This window comes from Bacillus sp. B19-2 (assembly GCF_022832475.1).
GTDB classification, from domain to species: Bacteria; Bacillota; Bacilli; order Bacillales; family Bacillaceae; genus Bacillus; species Bacillus paralicheniformis.
This window is the reverse complement of sequence record NZ_JALHKQ010000002.1, coordinates 1-15,992: the sequence shown is the minus strand read 5'-3', so window position 1 is coordinate 15,992 and position 15,992 is coordinate 1. Positions and strand designations below refer to the sequence as shown.

General features: G+C 45.2%; 13 protein-coding genes and 1 rRNA gene. 8 read left to right on the top strand and 6 right to left on the bottom strand.

Translation table 11 applies throughout. The annotated features are described in order from the left end of the window. Window positions 1-11: 11 nt before the first annotated feature. The 6 genes from mnmG to rpmH form a co-directional block, all read right to left on the bottom strand. Complete coding sequence (mnmG, locus tag MST20_RS07360) at window positions 12-1,898, bottom strand: tRNA uridine-5-carboxymethylaminomethyl(34) synthesis enzyme MnmG (protein ID WP_035338138.1); 1,887 nt, start codon at window positions 1,896-1,898, stop codon at window positions 12-14. A 16-nt stretch (window positions 1,899-1,914) separates the two neighbouring features. Next, window positions 1,915-3,294 carry a tRNA uridine-5-carboxymethylaminomethyl(34) synthesis GTPase MnmE gene (gene mnmE, locus MST20_RS07355; RefSeq protein WP_035338140.1) on the bottom strand — a complete coding sequence of 460 codons (1,380 nt, stop codon included), beginning with the start codon at window positions 3,292-3,294 and terminating at the stop codon, window positions 1,915-1,917. Window positions 3,295-3,629: 335 nt separating this feature from the next. Beyond that, window positions 3,630-4,253: an RNA-binding cell elongation regulator Jag/EloR gene (gene jag, locus MST20_RS07350; RefSeq protein ID WP_243941221.1), complete on the bottom strand. Its 624-nt coding sequence runs from the start codon at window positions 4,251-4,253 to the stop codon at window positions 3,630-3,632. Next, entirely contained in the window at window positions 4,250-5,050 is an 801-nt protein-coding gene (spoIIIJ, locus tag MST20_RS07345; RefSeq protein ID WP_243942506.1) for a YidC family membrane integrase SpoIIIJ, read from the bottom strand. The genes jag and spoIIIJ overlap by 4 nt, the downstream gene beginning before the upstream one ends. A 165-nt stretch (window positions 5,051-5,215) precedes the next feature. Beyond that, complete coding sequence (gene rnpA / locus MST20_RS07340; RefSeq protein WP_020453656.1) at window positions 5,216-5,575, bottom strand: ribonuclease P protein component; 360 nt, start codon at window positions 5,573-5,575, stop codon at window positions 5,216-5,218. Window positions 5,576-5,659: 84 nt separating this feature from the next. Next, on the bottom strand, window positions 5,660-5,794 hold the full coding sequence (gene rpmH, locus MST20_RS07335) for a 50S ribosomal protein L34 (protein ID WP_003178075.1): 135 nt from the start codon (window positions 5,792-5,794) through the stop codon (window positions 5,660-5,662). Between the two features lie 639 nt (window positions 5,795-6,433). Between rpmH and dnaA the strand changes: the two genes are divergently transcribed. The 8 genes from dnaA to MST20_RS07295 form a co-directional block, all read left to right on the top strand. Beyond that, window positions 6,434-7,774: a chromosomal replication initiator protein DnaA gene (gene dnaA / locus MST20_RS07330; RefSeq protein ID WP_009330034.1), complete on the top strand. Its 1,341-nt coding sequence runs from the start codon at window positions 6,434-6,436 to the stop codon at window positions 7,772-7,774. A 177-nt stretch (window positions 7,775-7,951) separates the two neighbouring features. Continuing rightward, entirely contained in the window at window positions 7,952-9,088 is a 1,137-nt protein-coding gene (gene dnaN / locus MST20_RS07325; protein ID WP_165428571.1) for a DNA polymerase III subunit beta, read from the top strand. A gap of 167 nt (window positions 9,089-9,255) precedes the next feature. Beyond that, on the top strand, window positions 9,256-9,471 hold the full coding sequence (yaaA, locus tag MST20_RS07320; protein WP_003178084.1) for a S4 domain-containing protein YaaA: 216 nt from the start codon (window positions 9,256-9,258) through the stop codon (window positions 9,469-9,471). 16 nt (window positions 9,472-9,487) lie between these two features. Beyond that, entirely contained in the window at window positions 9,488-10,600 is a 1,113-nt protein-coding gene (gene recF, locus MST20_RS07315; RefSeq protein WP_003178089.1) for a DNA replication/repair protein RecF, read from the top strand. A 17-nt stretch (window positions 10,601-10,617) separates the two neighbouring features. After that, window positions 10,618-10,860 (top strand): extracellular matrix regulator RemB, encoded by a 243-nt coding sequence (gene remB / locus MST20_RS07310; RefSeq protein ID WP_243941219.1) that lies wholly within the window; start codon window positions 10,618-10,620, stop codon window positions 10,858-10,860. Between the two features lie 60 nt (window positions 10,861-10,920). Continuing rightward, window positions 10,921-12,834 (top strand): DNA topoisomerase (ATP-hydrolyzing) subunit B, encoded by a 1,914-nt coding sequence (gyrB, locus tag MST20_RS07305; protein WP_020449766.1) that lies wholly within the window; start codon window positions 10,921-10,923, stop codon window positions 12,832-12,834. Between the two features lie 190 nt (window positions 12,835-13,024). Further along, window positions 13,025-15,499: a DNA gyrase subunit A gene (gyrA, locus tag MST20_RS07300; protein ID WP_243941217.1), complete on the top strand. Its 2,475-nt coding sequence runs from the start codon at window positions 13,025-13,027 to the stop codon at window positions 15,497-15,499. 276 nt (window positions 15,500-15,775) lie between these two features. Further along, window positions 15,776-15,992: ribosomal RNA gene (locus MST20_RS07295) — 16S ribosomal RNA — on the top strand; the annotation flags it as partial.

Here is a 15,992-nt window from a genome sequence, read left to right as displayed (position 1 = left end):
CGTCACCCTTTCTATTCCGCAACCTTGGCAATCCGTCCCTGCTCTAAGTAGACGAGCAGAATGGAAATATCAGCAGGATTGACGCCGGAAATCCGTGAGGCTTGTGCGACCGACAGCGGTCTGACCTCTTTCAATTTTTGGCGCGCTTCCGTTGCAATACCTTTGATCGCGTCATAGTCGATTCTGTCAGGAATCTTTTTGTTTTCCATTTTCTTTAGTTTTTCGACCTGCTGCAAGGACTTTTCAATATATCCTTCATACTTAATTTGAATTTCAACCTGTTCAGCAACGTCGCCGGCGACTTTTTGTTCAGGCGGCGCAAGAGCAGTAACGGTTTCATAATTCATTTCCGGCCGCTTCATCAGGTCGGTCGCGCGAATGCCGTCTTTGAGCTCGCTGCCGCCCAATGAACGGATATATTCCTGATTTTCCTTTGTCGGTTTGATAATAACAGAATGAAGGCGTTTTTTCTCTGCTTCAATGGCCGCTTTTTTCTCTTGGAACTTTTGATATCGTTCTTCAGAAATCAAGCCGATTTGATAGCCGATCTCGGTCAGGCGCAAGTCTGCATTGTCGTGACGCAGAAGCAGCCTGTACTCCGCACGCGAAGTCAGCAGGCGGTACGGTTCGTTTGTTCCTTTCGTCACAAGGTCGTCGATCAATACGCCGATATAAGCGTCAGAACGGCTGAGAATGACCTCTTCTTTGCCAAGCGCTTTCCGGCCCGCATTGATGCCGGCCATAATTCCCTGTCCGGCCGCTTCTTCATAGCCTGATGTTCCGTTAATCTGTCCGGCTGTGAAGAGTCCCGGAATTTTTTTCGTTTCCAGTGTCGGCCACAGCTGTGTCGGTACGATCGCATCATATTCAATCGCGTATCCTGCCCGCATCATTTGCACATTTTCAAGACCGGGAATAGTTGAAAGCATTTTTCGCTGCACATCTTCCGGAAGACTTGTCGACAATCCCTGGACATATACTTCCTGGGTGTTGCGCCCTTCAGGCTCAAGGAAGATCTGGTGTCTCGGCTTGTCGTTAAAGCGGACGACCTTGTCTTCAATAGAAGGACAATATCTTGGCCCCGTTCCTTTAATCATACCGGAATACATCGGTGAGCGATGCAGATTGTTGTCAATGATTTCGTGCGTTTCCGGACTTGTATATGTGAGCCAGCATGGAAGCTGGTCTGTAATATATTCCACCGTCTCATACGAAAAGGCCCGCGGCACTTCATCGCCGGGCTGAATTTCCGTTTTGCTGTAGTCAATTGAATGGCTGTTGACCCGCGGCGGCGTTCCTGTTTTAAAGCGGACGAGATCAAAGCCGAGCTCTTCAAGATGTTCTGACAGCTTGATGGACGGCTGCTGGTTGTTCGGTCCGCTCGAGTATGACAGATCACCAAGAATGATTTTTCCTCTCAAAAATGTCCCCGTCGTCAGAACAACGGTCTTAGAACGGTACTCCGCCCCTGTTTGGGTTACAACGCCCCGGCATTCCCCGTCTTCAATAAGAAGGCGTTCGACCATTCCTTGCAGCATGGTCAAATTCGGTTCATTTTCAAGTGTCTTTTTCATTTCATGCTGATATTGGAATTTATCAGCCTGAGCCCGCAGCGCCCGGACGGCAGGTCCTTTTCCTGTATTTAAAAGCCTCATTTGAATATGAGTTTTATCGATATTTTTAGCCATTTCCCCGCCGAGCGCATCGATTTCGCGGACGACGATTCCTTTTGCAGGTCCGCCGACAGACGGGTTACATGGCATGAAAGCAACCATATCAAGGTTGATCGTTAAGACAAGCGTTTTTGCGCCTTGTCTGGCTGACGCCAGCGCCGCTTCAACACCGGCGTGTCCGGCGCCGACGACAACGACGTCATATTGGCCTGCTTCATAGCCCATATGCTTTGTTCCTCCTTTATTTTCCTAAGCAAAATTGAGAGAAGAGCTGATCGATCAGGCTTTCGTGTACAGCATCGCCAATGATCTCTCCGAGAACTTCCCAGCATCTTGTTAAATCAATTTGAACCATATCGATCGGGACATCGTTTTCGATGCCCTCCAATGCGTCAGTAATGGCGCGCTTCGCCTCATGCAGCAGTGAGATGTGCCTTGTATTGCTGACATATGTCAAGTCGCCGCTCTCGATCGTTCCTGTGAAAAACAGCGATTGAATGGCTTCCTCCAGCTCATCAATCCCTTCCTCTTTCAATAAGGATGTCGTGACGACAGGCTGATTTCCCGCCAATTCCCGAACCCGATCAAGATCAAGCTTTTGCTCAAGATCGGTCTTATTGACGATGACGATGATGTCCATTCCCTTCGTTGCTTCAAAGAGCTTGATGTCTTCTTCCGAAAGGGGCTCGCTGTAATTGAGGACAAGCAAAATCAAATCGGCTTCTTTTAATACCTGTCTTGAACGTTCAACGCCGATTCGTTCGACGATGTCTTCGGTCTCACGGATCCCGGCTGTATCGACAAGCCGCAGCGGCACGCCCCTGACATTCACATATTCTTCAATGACATCCCGCGTCGTACCCGGAATGTCCGTTACAATCGCTTTTGTCTCATGGACGAGACTGTTTAAAAGCGAGGACTTGCCGACATTTGGCCGCCCGATGATAACCGTCGAGATGCCTTCTCTTAATATTTTACCCTGCTCTGAAGTCGTCAGCAGCGCCTCGATTTCCTTTTTGACCTTTGTCGCCTTTTCAATCAGCATCTTATGGGTCATTTCTTCGACATCATCGTATTCCGGATAGTCTATATTCACTTCAACATGGGCCAATGTTTCAAGAATCTCGGCTCGCAACCGTTTGATCAGTGAAGACAGCCTTCCTTCCATCTGATTCATGGCCACATTCATAGCGCGGTCTGTTTTGGCCCTGATGAGATCCATGACAGCCTCAGCCTGGGAAAGATCGATTCTTCCGTTCAAAAAGGCTCTTTTCGTAAATTCCCCCGGTTCCGCAAGGCGCGCTCCCTCTCTCAAAACGAGCTGAAGCACCTGGTTGACGGTTACAATTCCGCCATGGCAGTTGATTTCTACAATATCTTCCCGCGTAAAAGTTTTCGGCGCTTTCAGTACTGAAACCATGACTTCTTCCACGACTTTTTCCGTTTCGGGATCAACGATATGACCGTAGTTAATCGTATGTGAATCGACGGAACTCAGCCTTTTCCCGCGGGGTCCTTTATATACTTTATCGGCGATCGCAAGAGCCTCAGGGCCGCTCATCCGGACGATCGCAATCGCCCCTTCTCCCATCGGCGTTGAAATCGCAGCGATGGTATCCATGGCTTTCACCTCTCTTTTTCATTCCTCTATCTATTATCCCCATTTGTCCGGATCATCTTCCAAACATCGTATATGGATGAAAAACTTTTATTGTAATCAAAATTTAAAGATAACATAGTTTCAATTGAAGTGGAAGTGACTTGAACCGTTATCCACAACCGTTCTAAGCCATCATTACTTACTTTAACTTATCCACATGTGAATAACAATTAAATTTCATTTTCATCAACAGCTTACACCGAAGAAACTAAAGCTTAAACCAATTTGGTCTGCATTTATCGATTTTGCAACGGCAAAAAACCGAAGCCCCAATTTTGGGAACTTCGGTTTTCATGTTATTTTTTATATGAGATGACAAGGTGCCGGTTATGGTCTTCTCCGGTAGAATAAGTTTCGATATGCTGCGAGTAGCCCGCAAGCGTATCATGGATGACCTTGCGCTCACTGGAAGGCATCGGCTCCAGGTGAATGTCTTTTTTCTGCCTGGCCGCCTGGTCAGCAAGCTTCAATGCAAGCTGAGCCAGTGTTTCCTTCCGCTTTGCGCGGTATCCTTCGGCGTCAACCACCGCTTGGATATATTTGTCGGAATGACGATTGAGCACGAGCTGCGTCAGCGTTTCAAGGGCATTTAAAGTTTGTCCCCTTTTTCCAATTAAAAGGGCTGTTTTATCGCCTTTCAACTGAAAAACCACTCGTTTTGACTCCTCTTCTGCCGTCACCTGGGCTTGTATTCCCATATTCGAAATTACATTTTCCAAATACTGTTTCGCTTCTTTAACCGGGTCTATTTTTTCCCGAATGTTCACGACTGCAGACCGATGACCGAAAATGCCGAATAATCCCTTTTTTCCTTCATCAACTACGTCGACTTCGACATCATCTGCATGAAGGCCCAGCTGTTCAAGCCCGGATTGCACTGCTTCATCGACGGTACGTCCAGTAGCAGTCAGTTCCTTCACTTTTTCTTACCTCCGGATTTTTTTCCTCCGGCTGCCGCTTCCTGCCTCTCTGCCTTTAAATCAGGCCCTTTGATAAAGAAGGTTTGAGCAATCATGAATAAGTTACCGACTACCCAGTACAGGGAAAGAGCCGCCGGGAAACTGACCGCAAATACAACGATCATGATCGGCATCAGCCAAAGCATCATCGCCATCTGCGGATTTTGCTGCGCTGTTCCCGCCATCATCAGCTTTTGCTGAATGAATGTGAACACACCGGCGAGAATCGGCAAAATGAAATACGGATCACGCTCCCCAAGGTCAAACCATAAAAAGCTGTGTTCTGCGATTTCCCGCGTTCTCATAATGGCATGATAGAATCCGATTAAAATCGGCATTTGAATTAAGATCGGGAAACATCCGGCAAGCGGGTTAACCCCGTGCTTCTGCATGAGAGCCATCGTTTCCTGTTGAAGCTTCTGCTGCGTTTTTTGATCTTTAGAACTGTATTTTTCGCGAAGTTTTTGCATTTCAGGCTGGAGGGCCTGCATCGCTTTCGAACTCTTCGTCTGCTTGATCATCAGCGGCAAAATTAAAAGTCTGACTAAGATCGTGACGATGATAATCGCGAGTCCGAAGTTTTCATTCGTTAAATTTGCTACATACGTGATCAGCTGTGACAGCGGGTATACGATATACGTGTTCCAAAACCCTTCGCTTTCTGCAGTGATCGGCTGGTTGATTTCCGTACATCCAGCTAACAGCACGATAACGCCGATCATACTGAACAATAATAAAATTCGCCTCTTCAACAATATTTCCTCCTAAATCTTCATTCTTCAACCGGTGTTATTCGGTTATGACCATTAAAAAGACATACTTTCTCGTATTTTATCATCTTTCTCCCCGAATGGGCGACGACATTTTTCAGGAGCTAAAGGAAGCGCTTAAAAATGAGGGCCATAACATCTTTTTAACCCGGACTATGATGGCTGATTCGGTTTTTTCCGGTAGACAAACGACTTTCTGAAAAGGTGCTGCAAACTTTTTTTCGTCTCTTCATATGACAATTCAGCTGCAGGCTTTCTTGCGATGATAATGTAGTCATTTTCTTGTTTTAACAGATCCCGCTCTTCTTGGATGACCTGGCGAATCAGCCGCTTTACCCGGTTGCGCACGACTGCGTTTCCGATTTTCTTGCTGACCGACAGTCCCACCCGAAACTCTTTCGCCTCAGGCTGGTGAAGCACGTATAAAACATATTGCCGGTTTGCCATCGATTTGCCTTTTTTAAATACTTTTTGAAAATCTTCATTTTTCTTTAATCGATTTCGCTTTTTCATATCTTCTTTCACTCCGATAACAAGCTGGCAAATGGGCCTGGTCATTCCTCTATGTAAAAAAGACCACTGACATTATTCAGTGGCCTAAGCTGATAATACTTTTCTTCCTTTGCGGCGACGACGTGCTAATACAAGACGTCCATTTTTAGAACTCATACGGCTGCGAAAGCCATGAACTTTGCTGCGCTTACGGTTATTTGGTTGAAATGTTCTTTTCATGTATGACACCTCCCTCGAGGAATAGCTGTTAAAGACAGTCTAATTTATTATATTGGGATGAGCAGTTCATTGTCAACTTCGCTCACACATTTCTTTTTTGCACCATAATAGGATAACACATATCAATTTTCTTCGAAAGCCTAATTTCATTTTTCCTCAATTTTAGCTTAAAAGATTTTTTTGGAAGCGGGAAAATGGAATGAGCGCAGCGAAAAAAAGCCAATGTGGATATCTTTCGCCTCGTTTTTTCTATCCACAATCATTATCGACAACATTTTCACAAAACTAACTGCTGTGGACAATATTTCTTCAACAGTTTGTATAGTGTGTGGATAAGTTCCTCGCAACCATTGCAACCACTCGCTTATTCTGATATTATATTTGTGTTTTAACTCTTGATAACAAATTGGCTGCCAATCCATTATCCACAAACTGTGGATAAGTTGTGGAAAGTTTTTTCACAGGGTGTGCAGTAATTTGTCCACATCTTGTGAAGAATGTCGAAAAGACGTTTTTCTACTATATTATATGTTTTCAACATTTCATTAACGAATGGACTCATCCATTTGCTCTTTTTTTGTGTTCTATAACAGGTTGGACAAGCAAATATTGCTGGTAAAGGAGGGACGAACCGCCATTATGAAAAACATATCGGATCTTTGGAATCAAGCTTTGGGGCAGATCGAAAAAAAATTGAGCAAACCCAGCTTTGAAACATGGATGAAATCGACAAAGGCCCATTCATTGCAGGGCGATACGCTGATCATCACCGCACCGAACGAGTTCGCCAGAGACTGGCTTGAATCAAGATACCTGCACCTGATCGCCGATACGATCTACGATCTGACAGGAGAAGAATTGAGCATTAAATTTGTCATTCCTCAGAATCAAAATGAAGAAGATTTTATGCCTAAGTCTCCAATAAAAAAAATGTCGAAAGAAGAACCGGCTGATTTTCCGCAAAACATGCTGAATCCCAAATATACATTCGATACGTTCGTTATCGGTTCAGGAAACCGATTCGCCCATGCGGCGTCTTTGGCAGTGGCCGAAGCCCCGGCGAAAGCTTACAATCCGCTGTTTATTTATGGGGGAGTCGGACTTGGAAAGACTCACTTAATGCATGCGATCGGGCACTATGTCATCGATCACAATCCATCTGCAAAAGTGGTTTATTTGTCATCTGAGAAATTTACAAATGAGTTCATTAACTCGATCCGTGACAATAAAGCTGTCGATTTTCGCAATCGCTATCGAAATGTTGACGTTCTTTTGATAGATGATATTCAATTTTTAGCCGGAAAAGAACAAACGCAAGAGGAATTTTTCCATACGTTTAATACGCTGCATGAAGAAACAAAGCAGATCGTCATTTCCAGCGACCGGCCTCCAAAAGAGATCCCAACGCTTGAAGACCGTTTGCGCTCCCGTTTTGAATGGGGATTGATCACAGACATCACGCCTCCTGATCTGGAAACAAGAATTGCGATTTTAAGAAAGAAAGCAAAAGCAGAAGGACTTGATATCCCGAATGAAGTCATGCTTTATATTGCCAATCAGATCGACAGCAATATCAGGGAGCTGGAAGGAGCATTAATCAGGGTTGTCGCATATTCTTCCCTGATCAATAAAGACATCAACGCCGATCTGGCTGCCGAAGCTTTGAAAGATATCATTCCGTCTTCAAAGCCGAAAGTCATTACGATCAAAGACATCCAAAGAATCGTCGGCCAGCAGTTCAATATCAAGCTGGAAGATTTCAAGGCGAAGAAACGGACAAAATCGGTAGCTTTTCCGAGGCAGATCGCTATGTATCTATCAAGAGAAATGACAGATTCTTCTCTTCCGAAGATCGGCGAAGAGTTTGGCGGACGCGACCACACGACGGTCATCCATGCCCATGAGAAAATATCAAAACTGCTGAGCGATGATGAACAGCTCCAGCAGCAGATTAAAGAAATTAAAGAGCAGCTGAGATAAGTGGTGAGCGGGAAAGTGTGAATAACTTGAACATAGTCTTACACAGTCTGTCCACATGTGGATAGGCTGTATTTCCGTTCGTTTTTTACACTTATCCACAAATCCACAGCCCCTACTAGTACTTCTGCTATTTTTATAAAACATAATAATTAATAGATTCCTGCAAGGAGGATGATTATGAAGTTTACAATTCAAAAAGACCGCCTAGTCGAAGGTGTCCAAGATGTGTTAAAAGCCGTTTCTTCAAGAACGACGATTCCGATCTTAACCGGTATTAAAATTGTGGCCTCTGATGAAGGTGTCTCTCTGACGGGCAGCGATTCCGATATTTCGATTGAATCGTTTATCCCGAAAGAAGACGGCGATTTAGAGGTCGTGACAATTGAACAGCCCGGCAGCATTGTGCTTCAAGCCCGTTTTTTCAGTGAAATTGTCAAAAAGCTGCCGATGTCAACGGTGGAAATCGAGGTTCAAAATCAATACTTAACGATCATCCGCTCCGGCAAAGCAGAGTTTAACTTAAACGGTTTAGATGCGAGCGAATATCCGCTTTTGCCGCAAATTGAAGAGCATCACGCTTTTCAAATTCCGACCGATCTGCTGAAAAACCTGATCCGCCAAACCGTTTTCGCAGTGTCCACCTCAGAAACACGCCCGATCTTGACAGGTGTAAACTGGAATGTCGCGGGCGGTGAATTAATATGCACTGCGACGGATAGTCACCGTCTGGCGCTAAGAAAAGCTAAGCTCGACATTCACGAAGACAGTTCTTACAATGTCGTCATCCCAGGAAAAAGCTTAACCGAGCTGAGCAAGATCCTTGATGACCACCAGGAGCTAGTCGATATTGTGATTACCGAAACACAAGTGTTGTTTAAAACAAAAAACGTGCTGTTTTTCTCCAGGCTGCTTGACGGAAACTATCCGGATACAAACCGCCTGATTCCTCAGGAAAGCAAAACGAACCTGATCGTCAATACAAAGGAGTTTCTTCAGGCGATCGACAGGGCTTCGCTCTTGGCGAGAGAAGGACGAAACAATGTGGTGAAACTTTCCGCAGCTGCCAATGAGTCGATCGAAATTTCTTCAAACTCTCCGGAAATCGGAAAGGTTGTCGAGACGGTGAATGCCGAGCAGATTGAAGGGGAAGACTTAAAGATATCCTTTAGTCCGAAATATATGCTGGATGCCCTTAAAGTTCTTGAAGGAGAGGACATTCACGTGAGTTTCACGGGCGCTATGAGGCCTTTTCTGATCCGTACGCCGAATGACGATTCGATCGTCCAATTAATTCTTCCTGTCCGGACGTATTAATTTGTTGGAATAGAAAGTTGCCGGCTGGTCCGGCAGCTTCTCTTATTTTTTCGGGAGAAAAGCGCTCTCGCCCTGCCTTGGTTGTTCATACCGCAAGTTTCCCCTTTCCTTCTTTCCCTGTTTTTTAGTACAATTAGATATTAGTGATATTGAAAGAGGTCGATATAATGACAAAGACGGTGGCTATTGATACAGAGATGATTACCCTCGGCCAGTTTTTGAAATTGGCGGATGTCATTCAGTCCGGAGGAATGGCAAAATGGTTTTTATCGGAATATGAAGTACTCGTCAATGACGAGCCGGATAACCGCCGCGGACGAAAACTGTATGTCGGAGATGTGGTGACGATTGAAGGATTCGGTTCATTTCAAGTCGTCGGCTAAAAGCAGGTGGTATTGATTGTATATCCAAAATCTAACATTGTCGTCTTACCGTAATTATGAGCGCCTTGACCTTCAATTTGAGAACAAAGTGAACGTGATTATCGGAGAGAACGCTCAAGGAAAAACGAATTTGATGGAAGCGATCTATGTGCTTGCGATGGCCAAATCCCATCGGACGTCAAATGATAAAGAACTCATACGATGGGATGAAGACTATGCTAAAATAGAAGGCAGGGTCATTAAAAAAAACGGTTCTGTTCCCATTCAGCTCGTGATTTCCAAAAAAGGAAAAAAAGGTAAAGTTAATCATATTGAACAGCAGAAGCTGAGCCAGTATGTCGGGGCTGTCAACACGATTATGTTCGCGCCGGAGGATTTAAACCTTGTAAAAGGAAGTCCTCAGGTCAGAAGAAGGTTTCTCGATATGGAAATCGGCCAAGTATCACCTGTCTATCTTCATGACCTTTCTCTTTACCAAAAAATCCTTTCACAACGGAATCATTTCCTGAAACAGCTTCAAACGAGAAAGCAAACCGATCAAACGATGCTTGACGTGCTGACGGAACAGCTGACGGAATTCGCAGCAAAGGTTGTGATGAAACGGCTTCAGTTTGTCGATCAGCTTGAAAAATGGGCTCAGCCCATTCATTCCGGAATTTCAAGAGGTCTGGAAGAGCTGACGCTAAAGTATCATACGTCTCTTCACGTATCAGATTCGCCCGATTTGTCGAAAATGATCAATAGTTATCAAGAAACGTTTTCTAAATTAAGAGATAAAGAAATAGAACGGGGGGTATCTCTGTCAGGTCCCCACAGGGATGATGTTCTCTTCTACGTCAATGGCCGTGATGTGCAGACTTACGGATCGCAGGGCCAGCAGCGAACGACTGCATTGTCGCTTAAATTGGCTGAAATCGATTTGATTCAGGAAGAGATAGGAGAATACCCGATTTTGCTTTTGGATGATGTTTTATCAGAGCTGGACGACTATCGGCAGTCTCACTTGCTCCACACCATTCAAGGCCGTGTTCAAACTTTCGTAACAACGACAAGCGTTGATGGAATTGATCATAAAACCTTAAACGAAGCGGAAATCTTTCGAGTTGAAAATGGCACGCTATCGGACTGAGAAAATGGGGTGAGGGATTGTATATCCACTTAGGTGACGATTTTGTCGTCTCAACGCGTGAAATTGTGGCTATTTTTGATTACAAGGCAAAGACATCGCCGATTGTTGAAGAGTTTTTAAACAAGCAAAAACAGCTGATTGTCTCTTCTAACAGCACGCCGAAGTCAATTGTTGTCACATTACAATCGATTTATTTTTCTCCTTTAGCCTCAAGCACGTTGAAAAAACGGGCGCAATCCAAGCCGGAAATCGATTCATAAAAGAATCTTAACTATAAATTTATTATGTTTGAAGAAAAGTGTAGGTGAATGTGCGTGGCAATGGAACAGCAAAATAATTACGATGAAAATCAGATACAGGTTCTAGAGGGATTGGAAGCCGTTCGGAAAAGACCCGGAATGTACATCGGGTCGACAAGCGGCAAAGGTCTGCACCATTTAGTATGGGAAATTGTCGATAACAGCATCGATGAAGCATTGGCCGGTTACTGCACTGAAATCAATGTCGAAATTGAAAAAGACAACAGCATCACTGTAAAAGACAACGGACGGGGGATTCCTGTCGGTATTCACGAGAAGATGGGCCGTCCCGCTGTTGAAGTCATCATGACTGTCTTGCACGCCGGAGGAAAGTTTGACGGAAGCGGATATAAAGTTTCAGGCGGTCTGCACGGCGTTGGTGCTTCTGTTGTTAACGCCCTTTCAACCGAGCTCGATGTAACGGTTTACAGAGATGGAAAAGTCCATTATCAGGAATTTGAACGGGGCGTTCCGAAAGCTGATCTGAAAGTCATCGGAGAGACGGAAGTGACGGGAACGACCACTCACTTCAAGCCTGATCCGGAAATATTCACGGAAACGACTGAATACGACTATGATACGCTTGCCACTCGTGTCCGGGAGCTCGCTTTCTTGACAAAAGGCGTCAAAATCACGATCGAAGATAAACGAGATGGAAAAGAACGCAAGAATGAATACTGCTATGAAGGCGGTATTAAAAGCTATGTTGAACATTTGAACCGTTCGCGGGAAGTTGTTCATGAAGAGCCGGTCTACATTGAAGGATCCAAAGACGGCATTACCGTCGAGGTGGCGCTTCAATACAACGACAGCTATACCAGCAACATTTATTCGTTTGCTAACAACATTCATACGTATGAAGGCGGAACGCATGAAGCCGGCTTTAAGACAGGTTTGACGAGGGTCATCAATGATTACGCGAGAAGAAACGGCGTCTTCAAAGAAAGCGATCCAAACTTAAGCGGGGAAGATGTCCGGGAAGGGTTGACAGCGATCATTTCAATCAAACACCCGGATCCTCAATTTGAAGGTCAGACGAAAACAAAGCTTGGCAACTCAGAAGCGCGTACGATAACAGATGCGCTATTTTCAGAAGCGCTCGAAAAGTTTCTGCTTGAAAACCCGGATTCAGCGAAAAAAATCGTTGAAAAAGGGGTTATGGCTGCCAGAGCACGAATGGCTGCAAAGAAAGCGCGCGAATTGACGCGCAGAAAAAGCGCCCTTGAAGTGTCAAATCTGCCGGGGAAACTGGCTGACTGTTCTTCTAAAGACCCGACGATTTCCGAACTTTACATCGTTGAGGGTGACTCTGCGGGCGGATCGGCAAAACAGGGCCGCGATCGTCATTTCCAAGCCATTTTGCCTTTGAGAGGGAAAATCTTGAACGTCGAAAAAGCACGCCTGGACAAAATTTTGTCCAACAATGAGGTTCGTTCTATGATCACCGCACTTGGCACCGGAATCGGGGAAGATTTCAATCTTGAAAAAGCCCGCTACCACAAAGTCGTGATTATGACGGATGCCGATGTCGACGGTGCCCACATCAGAACATTGCTGCTGACCTTTTTCTACCGCTACATGAGGCAGATCATCGAACAAGGATATGTCTACATCGCTCAGCCGCCGCTTTACAAAATACAGCAGGGGAAACGCGTTGAGTATGCGTACAATGACCAGCAGCTCGAAGAAATTTTAAAAGAGCTTCCGCAAAATCCGAAGCCAGGCCTGCAGCGCTATAAAGGTTTGGGCGAGATGAACGCGACACAGCTTTGGGAAACGACGATGGATCCTGAAACGCGGACATTGCTTCAAGTAACGCTCAAAGATGCGATCGATGCGGATGAAACCTTTGAAATGCTGATGGGCGACAAGGTTGAGCCGCGCCGCAACTTTATCGAAGAGAATGCCCGATATGTGAAGAATTTGGATATTTAATGATTGTAAGACCTTATTTTCGCTTATTTGAAATAAGGTCTTTTCTAGAATGAGCCTTTGGCGCTCTAGTCATTTGATGTGTATAAAATCAAGATTATTGATATAATGGAGAATAGCCTAATTCGTTGAAGAGTATAAATACAAATCTACTCCCACACAACTCATGTAGATTCTCCAGGGAGGTTTTTTAATGAGTGAACAACATAAGCCCCAAGTTCAGGAAGTCAATATCAGTCAGGAAATGCGCACATCTTTTTTAGATTACGCAATGAGTGTTATTGTTTCCCGCGCTCTTCCGGACGTAAGAGACGGTCTGAAGCCGGTGCACAGAAGAATATTGTATGCGATGAACGACCTTGGGATGACAAGTGATAAGCCGTATAAAAAATCCGCGCGTATTGTCGGCGAAGTTATCGGTAAGTACCACCCGCATGGTGATTCTGCTGTTTACGAAGCGATGGTCAGAATGGCGCAGGATTTTAACTATCGGTACATGCTCGTTCAAGGCCACGGAAACTTCGGTTCTGTTGACGGCGACTCGGCTGCGGCCATGCGTTACACAGAAGCGAGAATGTCTAAAATATCAATGGAAATTCTGCGCGACATCAATAAAGACACAATCGATTACCAGGACAACTATGACGGATCGGAAAAAGAGCCGGTTGTCATGCCCGCGAGATTTCCAAACCTGCTTGTCAACGGAGCGGCCGGTATTGCTGTAGGTATGGCTACGAACATTCCGCCGCATCAGCTCGGTGAAGTCATTGACGGGGTCTTGGCGGTCAGCAAGAACCCTGAAATCACGCTGCCGGAATTGATGGAAATCATTCCTGGGCCTGATTTCCCAACAGCAGGGCTGATCTTGGGGAGAAGCGGCATTCGGAAAGCCTATGAAACAGGCCGGGGATCTATTACGCTTCGAGCCAAAGCTCAAATCGAAGAAACATCTTCCGGCAAACCGGTAATCATTATTACGGAAATACCGTACCAGGTGAATAAAGCTAGGCTGATCGAAAAAATCGCGGATCTAGTGCGCGATAAGAAAATCGACGGCATTACGGATCTCCGCGATGAATCAGACCGAAACGGAATGCGCATCGTCATTGAACTGAGAAGGGACGCAAACGCTAATGTACTGTTAAATAACTTGTACAAGCAGACCGCTCTTCAAACATCATTCGGCATTAATCTTTTGGCGCTTGTTGACGGACAGCCGAAAGTATTGAGCCTGAAGCAGTGTCTGGAGCATTATCTTGACCATCAAAAAGTCGTGATCAGAAGGCGCACGGCATTCGAGCTTCGCAAAGCGGAAGCGCGGGCCCATATTCTTGAGGGCTTGAGAGTGGCGCTTGATCATCTTGATGAAGTTATTTCCCTAATTAGAAATTCGCAAACGGCTGAAATCGCAAAAAACGGATTGATCGAGAAGTTTTCTTTGACCGAAAAACAGGCTCAAGCGATTTTGGACATGCGTCTTCAGCGTTTAACAGGACTGGAACGCGAAAAAATCGAAGAGGAATATCAAGGCCTTGTTGAGTTGATTGCAGAGCTAAAAGCCATCTTAGCAGACGAAGAAAAGGTTCTTGAAATCATTCGGGAAGAGCTTACGGAAGTTAAAGAGCGCTTTAATGATGAGCGCCGTACAGAAATCGTGACATCAGGCCTTGAGACGATTGAGGACGAAGATCTCATCACGCGCGAGAATATCGTTGTGACTTTAACCCATAACGGATATATCAAACGTCTGCCTTCCTCCACTTACCGCAGCCAAAAACGGGGCGGGAAAGGCATTCAGGGCATGGGGACAAACGAAGACGACTTCGTTGAACACCTGATTTCAACATCCACCCATGACACCATTCTCTTCTTTTCAAATAAAGGGAAGGTGTACCGTGCGAAAGGATATGAGATCCCTGAATTCGGACGGACAGCAAAGGGAATTCCGATTATTAACCTGCTTGAAGTGGAAAAAGGAGAATGGATCAACGCGATTATCCCGGTAAGCGAATTTGATGACGAGTCTTATTTGTTCTTCACGACAAAACACGGAATATCAAAACGCACGCCGCTTTCCCAATTCGCGAATATCCGCAATAACGGATTGATCGCCTTAAGCCTCCGCGATGAGGATGAATTGATGGCCGTCCGCCTGACGGACGGAAATAAACAAATGATTATCGGTACGAAGAACGGTCTGCTGATCCGTTTCCCTGAAACAGATGTAAGGCAAATGGGAAGAACAGCAGCCGGCGTTAAAGGCATCACTCTGACAGATGACGATGTTGTCGTCGGCATGGAGATTTTGGAAGAGGATTATCATGTGCTAATCGTAACTGAAAAAGGCTACGGAAAACTGACGCCGGCTTCAGAATACAGGGTTCAAAGCCGTGGAGGAAAAGGGCTGAAAACCTGCAAAATCACCGAAAATAACGGATCTCTTGTGACAGTGAAAGCAACAACAGGAGAAGAAGATTTAATGATCATCACTGCCAGCGGCGTGATCATTCGGATGGATATTAAAGATATTTCCACGACCGGCCGCGTCACTCAGGGTGTGCGTCTTATCCGCTTAGGTGAACAAGAGCATGTCGCGACTGTCGCTTTAGTTGAAAAAGATGAAGAGAACGATGCAGAAGAACAGGAACAGGAAGCAGACGAATCATAAAAACATGCAGCCAAAGGGCTGCATGTTTTTCTATTCAAATTCAAATATTATCTTTTCATCAGAAAGATCATGTGCTATAATTTCTTTTGGTCGCTTATAAAAGTAACAACAAAAACTTTTTCAAAAAAAGTATTGACCGCTTGTCTCATAAATGTTATATTTAAGTGGTCGCTTTGAGAGCGGCAACGAAGTTCTTTGAAAACTAAACAAGACAAAACGTACCTGTTAATTCATTAAATAAATCGCACATGCGAATGTGCGTAGTCATTATCAAACTTCATGGAGAGTTTGATCCTGGCTCAGGACGAACGCTGGCGGCGTGCCTAATACATGCAAGTCGAGCGGACCGACGGGAGCTTGCTCCCTTAGGTCAGCGGCGGACGGGTGAGTAACACGTGGGTAACCTGCCTGTAAGACTGGGATAACTCCGGGAAACCGGGGCTAATACCGGATGCTTGATTGAACCGCATGGTTCAATTATAAAAGGTGGCTT